Annotated in this window: 11 protein-coding genes and 1 tRNA gene; 7 read left to right on the top strand and 5 right to left on the bottom strand. The window is 64.0% G+C overall.

Features of this window, described 5'->3' with window-relative positions; translation table 11 throughout:
- Positions 1-42: 42 nt before the first annotated feature.
- From EL2594_RS13510 to EL2594_RS13495, 4 genes are read right to left on the bottom strand one after another with little or no spacing between them, the layout of a single operon-like run.
- On the bottom strand, positions 43-906 hold the full coding sequence (locus EL2594_RS13510; RefSeq protein WP_011415658.1) for a DUF2059 domain-containing protein: 864 nt from the start codon (positions 904-906) through the stop codon (positions 43-45).
- Positions 907-933: 27 nt separating this feature from the next.
- Entirely contained in the window at positions 934-2,343 is a 1,410-nt protein-coding gene (gene pgmG / locus EL2594_RS13505) for a phosphoglucomutase/phosphomannomutase PgmG (RefSeq protein ID WP_011415657.1), read from the bottom strand.
- Entirely contained in the window at positions 2,340-2,639 is a 300-nt protein-coding gene (locus EL2594_RS13500) for a J domain-containing protein (protein ID WP_011415656.1), read from the bottom strand. Before EL2594_RS13500 ends, pgmG begins: the two co-directional genes overlap by 4 nt.
- Before the next feature lie 6 nt (positions 2,640-2,645).
- A complete protein-coding gene (locus tag EL2594_RS13495; protein WP_011415655.1) occupies positions 2,646-3,458 on the bottom strand; it encodes a division plane positioning ATPase MipZ in 813 nt (270 codons plus the stop codon).
- Between the two features lie 72 nt (positions 3,459-3,530).
- Between EL2594_RS13495 and panC the strand changes: the two genes are divergently transcribed.
- The 5 genes from panC (at position 3,531) to EL2594_RS13470 (ending at position 9,280) form a co-directional block, all read left to right on the top strand.
- Complete coding sequence (panC, locus tag EL2594_RS13490; protein WP_011415654.1) at positions 3,531-4,391, top strand: pantoate--beta-alanine ligase; 861 nt, start codon at positions 3,531-3,533, stop codon at positions 4,389-4,391.
- A gap of 69 nt (positions 4,392-4,460) precedes the next feature.
- Positions 4,461-6,458, top strand: a complete 1,998-nt coding sequence (locus tag EL2594_RS13485; RefSeq protein ID WP_155806067.1) for a CHASE2 domain-containing protein — start codon at positions 4,461-4,463, stop codon at positions 6,456-6,458.
- A gap of 70 nt (positions 6,459-6,528) precedes the next feature.
- The gene (locus EL2594_RS13480) at positions 6,529-6,882 is read left to right on the top strand and encodes a hypothetical protein (RefSeq protein WP_011415652.1); all 354 of its coding nucleotides are present in this window, start codon (positions 6,529-6,531) and stop codon (positions 6,880-6,882) included.
- 36 nt (positions 6,883-6,918) lie between these two features.
- Positions 6,919-8,694 (top strand): M48 family metalloprotease, encoded by a 1,776-nt coding sequence (locus EL2594_RS13475; RefSeq protein WP_011415651.1) that lies wholly within the window; start codon positions 6,919-6,921, stop codon positions 8,692-8,694.
- Between the two features lie 175 nt (positions 8,695-8,869).
- On the top strand, positions 8,870-9,280 hold the full coding sequence (locus EL2594_RS13470; protein ID WP_041685374.1) for a PilZ domain-containing protein: 411 nt from the start codon (positions 8,870-8,872) through the stop codon (positions 9,278-9,280).
- Positions 9,281-9,335: 55 nt separating this feature from the next.
- Here the strand turns inward: EL2594_RS13470 and EL2594_RS13465 are convergent.
- Positions 9,336-9,409 (bottom strand) — tRNA-Gly (locus tag EL2594_RS13465).
- Positions 9,410-9,446: 37 nt separating this feature from the next.
- On the opposite strand from EL2594_RS13465, the gene cysD reads away from it, so the two are divergent.
- The gene (gene cysD / locus EL2594_RS13460; RefSeq protein ID WP_418904584.1) at positions 9,447-10,487 is read left to right on the top strand and encodes a sulfate adenylyltransferase subunit CysD; all 1,041 of its coding nucleotides are present in this window, start codon (positions 9,447-9,449) and stop codon (positions 10,485-10,487) included.
- 105 nt (positions 10,488-10,592) lie between these two features.
- Complete coding sequence (cysN, locus tag EL2594_RS13455; protein ID WP_011415648.1) at positions 10,593-12,536, top strand: sulfate adenylyltransferase subunit CysN; 1,944 nt, start codon at positions 10,593-10,595, stop codon at positions 12,534-12,536.
- Position 12,537: the final 1 nt, after the last annotated feature.

Here is a 12,537-nt window from a genome sequence, read left to right as displayed (position 1 = left end):
AGTCAAGCGATGCAGGTGCGCGCCTGGTTCCGCAAGCGGCGATCAGCTCTCGCCGGAGGTCTCGGCCTCCATCGTCTCGTCGGGCTTCTTGGGCGCAATGATCGCTTCGCGCAGGTCATCGCCCGAAAGGCCGAGCAATTCGCCGAGCCGTGCGCGGTCGGCGTCGCTCAAATCGTTGTAGCCGCGCTCGGCCGGCAGACTGTTCATCGCTTCCGTGATGAGCGTTTCCATATTGGTGAAGCTGCCCATCATCGCCGGCATCGCCTGCATGCTGGCCGACATGACCTGCGGATCGGCGAACAGCGCCATTGATTCGTTGGCATAGAGCGCGCCGGTGTCGGTGGCGAAGAAGGCCGCGATGTCGGCCAGTTGCTGCTCGTCGAACCGAACGGCATAGGCCCGCGCCAGCCCATCGCGCATCGGCGGCTCGATCTGCGCGAACGCGCCCGACATGGCCGTGGTGAAAGCCTCGGTCATCACTTTGCCGCGCTCGGTGTAGCCCGGATCGAGAATGGTGACGATTTCCATCTTCACCGCCTCGTCGATGCCTTCGAACGTATCCGGATCGACCGCCAGCCGCTTGGCCAGCACCAGGTCCGCACCCTCGGGCCCGGCGATCATCGACAAGATCGGATCGAGCACGCTGCCCATCGTCTTGCGCATCAGCTCGGCATAGAAACCGTCGGGCATGACCTGCAGGACCAGCGCCTGCGCGGCGGGCAGGCGCGCCTCCTGCTCGGGCGTCAGCGGTTCGGCCTGAAACATATTGCCGAACATCTGCATCATGGCTTCCATCTGCTCGGGATTGGGTCCCTCCGAGTCAGCGAAATCGTCCTGTGCCAATGCCGGGACTGCCGTGGCCAGCGCGAAACTGGCGAGCGGTGCGAATATTATCTTGCGGATCATGACTGCGGCCTTCCCTCAAATGTGGTCCTAGTGTCCGGCGCTCTCGCCCCGTTCGAGACCCGAGAGCGCCAGTTGCTCGTCGATCTGCGCCATCAGCCGCTCGACGGCTTTTTCGCTGTCGCCTTCGGCGCGGGCGACCAGCACATCCTGCGTATTGGAGGCGCGCAGCAGCCACCAGCCGTCCGGAGTGGTTACGCGCACGCCGTCGGTATCGTTGACCTCGACCCCGTCCGCACCGCTGCCGAGACGTTGCTTCACTTCATCGATGGCGGCGAACTTGCGGCTTTCATCGACCTGGAAACGCATTTCGGGCGTGTTGATCATCTGCGGCATATCGCTGCGCAATTGCGTCACCGATTTGCCCAGCCGCGCGCTCGCCGCCATCAGCCGCAGTCCGGCATAGAGCGCATCATCGAAGCCGTAATAGGTATCGGCGAAAAAGACATGGCCGCTCATTTCACCCGCCAGCGGGCTGCCAGTTTCCTTCATTTTGGACTTAATCAGCGAATGCCCGGTCTTCCACATGACCGGCGACCCGCCGTGCTTCTCGACATGGTCGAACAGCGCGCGGCTGGCCTTAACATCGGCGATAATCGTGGCGTTAGGTAGTCTTCCGAGGAGATCCTCGGCGTAAATCATTAGCAGCTGGTCCCCCCAGATGACCCGGCCTTCGCCGTCGATCGCGCCGATCCGGTCGCCATCGCCGTCGAAAGCCACTCCGAAGTCGAGATTCTTCCCGGCGACGAGTGCCTTGAGGTCGGCCAGGTTGGCTTCGACCGTTGGATCAGGATGGTGATTGGGAAAATGTCCGTCGACTTCAGTGAACAGCAGATGATGCTCCCCCGGCAGCCGCGCAACCAGCTTTTCGAGCGCGGGGCCGGCCGCGCCGTTGCCAGCGTCCCAGCCGATCTTCATCCCGGCCAGGGCCTCCCCGTCGATCCCGTCGAGGGCTGCAAGCATCCGCGTGACATAGGTGTCGAGGATGTCGAGATCGGCGATCGACCCGGTGCCGTCCATCCAGTCCCCCGCTGCGGAGACGGCCCCGAGATCCTGGATGTCCCGTCCGAAGAACGGTCGCCCCTGGAATACCATCTTGAAGCCGTTGTAATTGGGGGGATTGTGGCTGCCAGTTATCTGAATGCCGCCATCCACCTGTTCGCTTGAGGCTTCGGCGAAATAGAGCATCGGCGTCGCGCCCATACCAATCCGAACCACGTTGCAGCCGCTCGCCGCGAGCCCTTCGACCAGCGCATGTTCGAGCATGGGCGAACTGACCCGCCCGTCGTAACCGACCGCCACGGTCGACCCGCCGGCACGGCGCAGCATCGATCCGAAACTGCGCCCGATGGCGCGTGCATCGTCGGCCTCCAGTGTCTCGCCGATGACTCCGCGAATGTCGTATTCGCGAAGGATGGTGGGATCGAATGTGTGGCTCATCGCGGGGGAAGGTCCTTGCTTGCTTCGTCCAGGAGCAAGTCGCGCGCGGCATTCGCCTCGTGCACCTGCTCGTTCGAGCCGCCCCGGTCGGGATGGACCATGGCGACCAGCCGCTTGTGCGCGGCGATTATGTCATTTCTGTTGGCACCGGGCGCGACGCCAAGCAAGCGCCGTGCGCGCTCCAGCGCCCGATCGCGGGTCGAGCCGCCGATCCCGAGATACTCCCACGGCCATTTCCCGAGCGTCCAGCGGCAGACCAGCGACACGATCGCGGCAAGGATCAGCAGCCGCAGCATCGCGGGTCAGGCGAGTTCGAGCGCTGGCTGCGCGGCGGCAGGCATCGGCAGGTTGAGACCCAGCACCAGCTGGCGCAATTCCTGTCGCGCGACCAGGTGGCTGGTGCCCAGATCGCCGAGTTGCCCCTTGTCGAGCAAAGTCAGGCCCGAGGGAAACAGCTCGCGGTAGATCACCCGTTCGCTGAGGCCGGAGGTAACGCGAAAGCCGACCCGCTTGCTGAGCTCGGCCAGCGCACGCTCGATCCGCTGCATGTTGCGCGCTTCGGTATAGCCGGTGCGGTTGCGCACCACGACCCAGTCCATCTCGCGCCGCTGTTCCTCCAGCGTCGCCTTGCTGCGCTTGATCCGCGATTCCCAGATCAGCTCGGCATAGAAGCTCAGGCGGCGGACCTTGAACGTCTCGGCATCGACCTGCCCGATCAGGTCGAAATCGACGAAGCTGTCGTTGAGCGGCGTCACCAGCGTATCGGCCTCGGTCGCCGCGTGGCGGGCGAGCGGATCGTCGCGGCCGGGCGTGTCGAAGATCAGGAAATCGGCCTCGCGCGACAGGTCTGCCGCCAAAGCCTCGAGCTCGCCGATGTCTTCGCCATCATAGACCTCACACCGCGTGCCGGGCAGGCTGATCCCGCGCCGCGCCTCGGTTTCGCTGCGGTTCTCGAAATAGCGATGCATGGTGCGCTGGCGATGATCGAGGTCGATCGCCGCCACCCGCGCGCCCTTGTAGGCGAGCGCCACCGCGACATGGACCGCGGTGGTCGATTTGCCGGTCCCGCCCTTCTCATTGGCAAAGACGACGCGGTGCGGGGCGGTTGCGGTCACGAATGGGGCCTTTCTCGGCGGTTGCGGGGGCGCTAGGGCGGTGCCGGGAAACATACGGGAGGCCACTCAGCCGTGCAAACGATCGACCGGCTCGACATGTTGAGAACATCCGTCGCCGCGCTCCGCCAGGGCGGGGGCACGGTGGCGCTGGTGCCGACCATGGGCGCTCTGCACGAAGGCCATCTGACGCTGGTGCGCGAAGCGGCGGGCCGGGCCGATCACGTCGTCGCGTCGATCTTCGTCAACCCGACCCAGTTCGGCCCCAACGAGGATCTCGATGCCTATCCCCGCCAACTGGCCGAGGATTGCGCGATGCTGGAAGCCGAAGGAGTGGCCTTGGTCTGGGCACCGACGGTCGAACAAATGTATCCCGAGGGCTTTGCCAGCAGCATTTCGGTTTCCGGCGTCAGCGAAGGCCTGTGCGGCGCGGATCGGCCGGGGCATTTCGATGGCGTCGCCACCGTGGTGTGCAAGCTGTTTCACCAGGTGCTGCCCGACATGGCCTTCTTCGGGGAGAAGGACTGGCAGCAGCTCGCGGTGATCCGCGTCATGGCGCGCGACCTCGACCTCACCCGGCCGCACGTTGCGGCGATCCGCGGTGTGGCCACCGTGCGCGAGGAAGATGGCCTGGCGATGTCGAGCCGCAACCGCTATCTCTCGCCGGAGCATCGCCAAGCCGCCGCGATCCTGCCGCGGGCCATGAAGGAAGCGATCGGAGCGATCGAAAACGGCGCGGCCGTCGCCCCGACGCTCGCTTCGCTCGAAGCCGCGCTGCTGCAGGCCGGCTTCGACAGCGTCGACTACGCCACGCTTGCCGATGCTGCGAACCTGCAGCCGCTCGAGCGGCTTGCCATGCGCCCCGCACGCCTGCTGGTGGCCGCCCGGATCGGGGGCACGCGGCTGATCGACAATATGGCCGTAGGCAAGGTCTGAAATTCCGACCAGGGCTAACACCGCTCAATCGCTTTACTGTGCCCGAAAGAGGCAGGCGCGCAGCTATACTTGCCTAGCACCGACGAATTGGCCATTCTGGAGCCAGCAGTGGGGGCGAACGGCGACGTGGCGAGGCAGACCGAGTCCGGTTCTGACGCAAGCAGGCACAACGAGCGGATTGCATTTCGCAATGCCCTTGCCCGCTTCATTGGCAACGGCCGCCTTGCCTTCAACGGTCTGCTCAAGGCCCTGCGCTTTTTTCTGCGTAAGGATATCGCCAAGCGGGCGCTGATTTATGCCGGCTGGCACGCGCTGATCGTAGTGCTGCTGACGCTCATCAATCCCTTCGGCATCGTCGAGGACAGCGAGGATCGCAGCCGCGCCGTCTGGCAGGATGTGTATGCCCAGACCTATATGGAGCAAGCCCGCAAAGCCGGTCGCGACGAGGATGGCGATCCGGTCGGCAGGCAGGACATATCGGTGGTCCTGCTGGGCGAAACCGGTCTCGACATGCTGGCCCCCGGTCGCACGCTAGACCCGATGGACATGTTCGATCTCGTCGACCAGATCGCCTACGCCCATCTGGCGATGGACGAACCCGAGGACGGGGTCGACAGCGAAAAGCCCCGGCCGCCCCGCGCCATCTTCGTCGATATGAGCCTCGGCCAGTTCGCTCCGCCGCAATTGACCGGACAGGAATTGCTGGCGCTCGGCGAGGCCGAACGTGCCGCCTGCGAATTGGGCAATCGGGCGGAAATCGAGTCCCCCTTCCGCTGCATGCTCTATTTCTTTGCGCAGATGACCGCCTACGAGAAGTGGCGCGACGATATCCGCTGCCAGGACAATCCGGTCGCCAAGGCCATGTGCATCCGCAGCGCAGGCGGCCTGCCGCTGGTGTTTGCCGATATCAGCAAGGAAACCGAACTCGGAGCCAATGCGGCGGCGGGCTTCGCTGCCCTGGGCCAGATCGCGATCCTCGCTTCCGTCAGCTACGACAGCGAGATCGATTATCCGCTGGTCTCGCCGCAATCCGAACAGGCGCGCAGAAACGTCCGCTACCAATTGCATCCAGCCCCGCTGCTCTACGCCATTTACTGCGAAGAAGAAGCGGCGATCGCTGCGAACTCTGCCAATGACGAGCGCATCGCCCAGCCCTGCGCCGACACGCCGATCGAGCCGCCCGATCCGGACGGCGCGAACTGGCGGTCGAGCTACTGGGGATGGAGCCAGGCCTTCTCCTCGCCGCTTGAAATCATCTGGGGCATCGGCGCCCCGAGCGACTTCACGATCGAGCGCGCAGCCATTTCGCAAACGCTGGACGCAGCCGACGAATGCGAGCCGGCACAGGACACCGACGGCGTGCTGCTGACATTGGTGCGGCGCATGTTTGCAGGCATCGATCTGGGCGCCAGAACGCCTTGCTTCTATTCGCGCTCGCTCACTTACGAACAGGTCGCCGATGCCTCGCCCGACCTTGTCGGCATGGCATTTTCCGACACGCTGGTGATGATCGGGCTATCCACCCAGGCCGCCAACGACACGATCGAGACCGAGGCCTTCGGCGCGATCCCGGGCGTGTTCTGGCATGCCATGGCGCTCGACAACCTGATCGTGAAAGGCGCCGACTATGCGCATTCGGAACGCAGCCTGTTCGGCGGCTACATGACCGATCAGGACCTGTTCGAATTCGGCGCGCTGTTCCTGACCCTGGTCGGGGTCGGGTTCGCCGCGCTCTATCTCGTCGCGCGCAATCGCGACCTTAGGCAAGGCGCTTCGACCAGCGGGTCCGGGCTGGCCCGGATCGGGCGGCGGGAAGTGTGGGCGCGCCTGTTACTCTTCGCCGGCGTGGTCGGCTGGATGGCCGGACTGGTCTACTTTTTCACCGGGGAGTTCCTGCGGCTGCCCGCGCAGTACAACTACGCAGCCTTGACCATCGTGGTCTTTCTGGAGATAGTGTTGTTATTGAGGCTGATTCTTCAGCCGTGGGGCGAACGATTGGTCGCACGCAAGTCGTATCTCAACACGATACTCCAGCCCCTCGACATTTCGGATAACGAAACGTTGTGAGCCAGCGGCTCGCAACGAGGGCAATGGGGGCCCCATCATGCGACCGTTTTCAATTCTCCTTCTCGCTTCCGTGGCAGTTTCGCAATCGACACCGGTCCTCGCTCAGGCTGTCGGGCATATCGAGAAGGTCCTGAGAACCAAGATCCCGATCTACGATGCCAATTCGAAAGTGGTGCGACGCGCTCCGAAGAGCGAATTCGAAGACGACCACCCTGTCACGGCGCTGAAGGGCAACTCGCTGCTCGAGATCAGGCTCAACAACGAAACCGTCTATGTCCGCCGCGCCGATGTGCGCTTCAACGGGCCGGCGACCTGCAAGCTGACGGCGGAGAGCCGGCGCAGCAGCAGGGGATTCGCAGTCGGCACGCCGGGCATCAAGGCAGGGGCGGGGTCCGGCGGAGTATGCGTGCCGATCAAACGCTGAAAATCGACCAGGGAAGGCAAACAGGGGCTATTTCTTATGTGGAAGGCAAGTGTCGCAGCGCTCGCGTTGAGCGCAGGGATCGTCGGATTTGCGGCTCCGGCACAGGCGCAATGCCTGCCGATGATGTGCGGGTTCAGCGAGAAGGGCAAGAAGGGCCCGTTCGTCGCGAATGAGGTCAAGCCCAAGAAGCTTGCAAAGGCCGATGCGACGATCGAGCAATCGAAGGCCGACGGCTCGCTCGCAGCCGGGTCGATCGACCGCGGGGACCTGCACGGGGCCGGGCTGCACATGCCGCAAACCGAACTGGCACTGGAAGCGCTGGTGGAAAGCCTGCGGCCGCACTGGCCCTATCGCCAGCCCGGCCCGATAGACGTCAAGATCGTCGCCTCCTACAGCTTCTCTCCGCTGGCCCACGCCGATAACGTGATCGTCGTGCCGCTGGGCGCCCTGCTCCGGGCGGAGACCGACGACGAGGTCGCCTGGCTCATGGGGCATGAGTTCAGCCATCTCGCGCTGGGACATTTCGAGCGGCATGCCAAAGCCCGCAAGCGCGAGAAATTCATCGGCAACGCCGTATCGCTGATGCAAGGCGGCGCGGCCATCGCGAGCTCACGCTATTCGTTCGGAAGCAATGGCCTGCAGCAGCGCGGCACCGACCAGAAATTGCTGCAGAAACTTTCCTCCGGCATCTACACCAAGTCGGAAGACCTGCGTCTGGTGTCTGCCCTGCTGAACGATGTCTTCTCGCGCAAGCAGGAAGACCAGGCTGACGTTGCAGGCCTCGACCTGGCGATGGCGGCAGGCTTTTCGGACAGCGGTGCCAGCCTGGCGATCGAAGAACTCGGCAAGGACGACGAGCAGCGCAAGAACCTGTTCGCCGCGATCGGCGACGACATGGCCGAGTTCGGCAAGCTCGAAGGCGGTCGCCTGCTGCTCGCCGCCACGCAACGCGGCGGCAATCTGAAGGCACAGGGCGGCAGCCTCGTCGACAACCTGCTTGGCAACCTCAAGACCATTGCGGTCAACAAGCTCGTCGATCACTATACCGCGACCCATCGCCCGGCGGAGCCGCGCCGCGAAGGGGTGCTGGCCTATCACGAGCGCGCCTATCCCGAAGGCGAGCTGCGCGACACCACCAGCGAATGGCTCGACGCGCTCAAGGCCAATCCCGAAGTCGTACCGGCCCAGGCAATGCTCGATGCGCGCGTATCGGCATTGGCGCTCCTCCAGGAAGGCAAGGCCAACGAAGCCGTTGCGGTGCTCAAGCCAGCGATGGAGGGCGTCTATGGCAGCAATCCGCTGCTGCTGAACACGGCCGCGCAGATCTATGCCGAGGCAGGCGACAGGGCCGGGGCGGAAGCCATCTATTCGCGCGCGATGGGCCTGCAGAATACCCCCGATAACCCCTATCTGGCACAGAGCCGCACCGGCTTCGTGGACCATGTCACACTGCTGGTCTCCATGGGCAATATTGCCAAGGCGAACGAAGTCATCGCCAAGGGCACGGAGCGGTTCGGCGACGACCACGCCTTCCTGCCGCAGAAGATCCGTATCGCGATGAAGACGCGCGACATGGACCAGCTCGTCGGCACCATGGCGCGTTGTACCGATATCGGAGATCCTGCGCTGTCCGCCGATTGCGAATATGCCCTGCTCGGCCCCGAGGCGGATGCGGCCTATGCCGTGCTCACCCCGCTGGAGCGCGCCGAAATCGACAAACAGCGCGGCATGGCCAAGCAGAAGGCGCAGACGGGCGGATTTCTCAAGGCCGTCACCGGCGGTCTCAAGAGCCTCGGCGGTGGGTCCCAATAAGCAGTTCAGGGGTCTCAACGCCCTGCGCTGCTCCTCGCCTAAACAGGATGCGTGACCGTCGGTGACTGCGCGGCTCGGTTGATGGTGGCTGATCGCGCAACCGGCGGTCGGCCCCGGACACTAGGTAGTCAACCGGGGGCAATCGGAGAGAACCGGCCAACCATCCGCGTGCACCATGCCCGGTATGGTTATCGCAACGCCTCTCCCGCCCGAAACGCCCCACCGGCGCCGCCATCCCCGCCTGCGCACGCAATTGCCCGGCAGGATCGAGACCGTGGCCGAAGTGCTCTCGATCAACCTGCTCGACATTTCGGCAAGCGGCGCGCGCTTCGAAGTCGTCACCTTTAGCCATCGGCCACCGCCGCTTACGGCGAAGCAGACCGTGCTGCTGAGATGGGCCGATTTCGAGAAGATCGGCCAGCTGGTCTGGAACGCCCGGCGCACCGCCGGGCTCTGCTTCACGAGCCGGGTCTCGCCGGAGGAATTGCTCGCCACGCGCCTCATGCATGACGAGTTCGTTCGCAATGGCGGCCACGAGCGTGAAGCGCGCGAGTCGGCCAGGACCTGGGTTACAGGCCACGGCTGACAACTCTCGGGATCGGCGGCGTTCGGGCCTGACAATGTGGGGGGAAGCGCGCTGCTGGAGCGGGTAAGGGGAATCGAACCCCTCTAGCCAGCTTGGAAGGCTGGAGCATTACCACTATGCTATACCCGCATCGCAGCGCGGCGGCGCTTTTTCCCTACTCCTCCGCCTGCGTCAACATATAGCGGCAATATTCGGTTTTCGAAGCGGCGAATTTGCCCGCCCGTCTTGTGACGGCCCATTCCAAGGTGCAAAGCTTTCCTTTGTTGCGCGACGCTCAAGGGAATCTACCTCCGCCCTCCTGATGACCACGCTCCTGACCCATCTCCAGCGGCTCGAGGCCGAGGCGATCCACATCATGCGCGAAGTGGTGGCCGAAACGCAGAACCCGGTCATGCTCTATTCGGTGGGCAAGGACAGCTCGGTGATGCTGCACCTGGCGCGCAAGGCCTTCTACCCGGCCCCGCCGCCTTTCCCGATGCTGCATGTCGCCAGCGGCTGGGATTTCCGGGACCTGCTCGCCCATCGCGACCGCACGGTTCGGGAATACGGGCTGGAGCTGATCGTCGCCGAGAACGAAGAAGCCGAAGAGCAAGGCATAAATCCCTTCGACACCGGCTCGGCGCTCTACAGCCAGGCGCAGTTGACCGACCCGCTCAAGCGCGCGCTCAATGAACACGGCTTCGACGCGGCCTTCGGCGGCGGTCGGCGCGACGAGGAAAAAGCGCGCGCCAAGGAGCGTATCTTCAGCTTCCGCAACGCCGCGCATCGCTGGGACCCGAAGAACCAGCGGCCCGAGCTGTGGAACCTCTACAACACGCGCAAGAAGGACGGCGAGAGCATCCGCGTCTTCCCGCTCTCCAACTGGACCGAGCTCGATATCTGGCAATATATCATGGCCGAGCAGATCGATATCGTGCCGCTCTATTATGCTTCGCGGCGACCCACCGTGATGCGCGACGGCACGCTGCTGGTCGTCGATGACGAGCGCTTCCGGTTCGAGGTTGGCGAGCAAGCGGTCGAACGCACCGTGCGTTTTCGGACGCTGGGCTGCTACCCGCTGACCGGGGCCGTCGAAAGCGAGGCAACCGAGCTCAGCGACATCATCCAGGAGATGCTGCTCGCGACCGGGTCCGAACGCATGGGCCGCGCGATCGACAAGGGCGAAAGCGCCTCGATGGAAGCCAAGAAGCAGGAGGGATACTTTTGACCTGCCACGTCAGACACGAAGTGGCTGATGAAAGGTCAACACCGGACTTGATCCGGGGTCTCCATCCGCGCGCGCAACACAAGCTGGATTCCCGTCTGCGCGGGAATGACGGGTGAAGACGTGAAGCTTACCGACCAATCCTTCCAGCCCGAAAGCCTGATCGGCGAGGACATCGCCGCCTATCTCCACGCGCAGCAGCACAAGCAGATGCTGCGCTTCATCACCTGCGGCAGCGTCGACGATGGCAAGTCGACCCTGATCGGGCGGTTGCTCTACGATTCGAAGATGATCTTCGAAGACCAGCTCGCCGCACTGGAGAGCGACAGCATCAAGCATGGCACGCAGGGGCAGGAGATCGATTTCGCGCTGCTGGTCGATGGCCTCGCCGCCGAGCGAGAACAGGGCATCACCATCGACGTCGCCTACCGCTTTTTCTCGACCGACAAGCGCAAGTTCATCGTTGCCGACACGCCGGGGCACGAACAGTACACGCGCAACATGGTCACCGGGGCTTCGACTGCGGACCTCGCCGTGATCCTCGTCGATGCGCGCAAGGGCGTGCTCGAACAGACCAAGCGGCACAGCTTCCTCGTCCACCTGCTCGGCATCCGCCACGTCGTGCTGGCGGTGAACAAGATGGACCTGGTCGATTACGACCAGGCGACCTTCGACGGCATTGTACGGGATTATGCCGACTTCGCCGAGGAGATTGGCGTCGAGGCGTTCACCGCGATCCCGATCTCGGGCTTCAAGGGCGACAACATCACGCCCGGAGACAATGGGGCACCCTCGCCCAATACGCCGTGGTATGAGGGGCCGAGCCTGATCCACCATCTCGAGACGATCGAGATCGCCAATACGCGCGCGCAGGAGCGCAGCTTTCGCATGCCGGTGCAATGGGTGAACCGGCCCAACCTCGATTTCCGCGGCTTTTCCGGGATTGTCAGCGACGGCACGATCAAGCCGGGCGATCCGGTGCGGGTGGTCCCGAGCGGGAAGACCAGCCGGGTGAAAAAGATCGTCACCTTCGACGGCGATCTGGACGCGGCTGTGGCGGGCCAGTCGGTTACGCTGACGCTGGAAGATGAAGTCGATTGCAGCCGCGGCGACGTGATTGCCGCAGCAGGCGATCCGCCCGAAGCCTCCGACCAGTTCGAAGCGACGATCGTCTGGATGGACGAGCAGGCGCTCAAGCCAGGGCGCGGCTACTGGCTGAAGCTCGGCACGCAGACCGTCACGGCCAATGTCCAGCCGCCCAAATACGAGATCTGCGTCAACACCTTCGAGCATCTCGCGGCGAAGACGCTTGAGCTGAATGATATCGGTGTTGCCGAATTGCGCACCGACCGGCCGATCGCGTTCGAGGCCTACGAGACCAGCCGCCAGCTCGGCGGGTTTGTGCTGATCGACAAGTTCACCAATGCCACCGTGGGCGCGGGCATGATCCACTTCAGCCTGCGCCGGGCGCAGAACGTCCACTGGCAGCCGACCTCGATCACGCGTGAGGACCATTCCGCGCTCAAGAACCAGAAGCCGCGCGTGCTGTGGTTCACCGGGCTATCCGGTTCGGGCAAGTCGACCATCGCCAACGAGGTCGAGAAGAAGCTGGCGCTGATGAACCGCCACACCTTCCTGCTGGACGGCGACAATATCCGCCACGGTCTCAACAAGGACCTGGGCTTTACCGAGACCGACCGGATCGAGAATATCCGCCGCATCGGAGAAGTTGCCAAGCTGATGGCCGATGCCGGGCTGATCGTGCTGACCGCCTTCATCAGCCCTTTCCGCGCCGAACGACGCATGGTGCGCGAGATGCTGCCCGAAGGCGAATTCATCGAAGTGTTCGTCGATACGCCGCTTGAGGTCGCCGAAGCACGCGACGTGAAAGGGCTGTACAAGAAAGCGCGCTCGGGCCAGCTGAAGAACTTCACCGGGATCGACAGCCCCTACGAGCCTCCCGAAAACGCAGAGATTCGCGTCAACACGGTGGAAATGACGCCCGAGGAAGCCGCCGACCATATCATCGCCGCGATCCTGCCGCTCAAGTGAC

Source organism: Erythrobacter litoralis HTCC2594 (genome assembly GCF_000013005.1).
In the GTDB taxonomy this organism is placed as follows: Bacteria; Pseudomonadota; Alphaproteobacteria; order Sphingomonadales; family Sphingomonadaceae; genus Parerythrobacter; species Parerythrobacter litoralis_A.
Note: the sequence above shows the minus strand (reverse complement) of the source record. Positions and strands in the feature narration are given on the sequence as shown.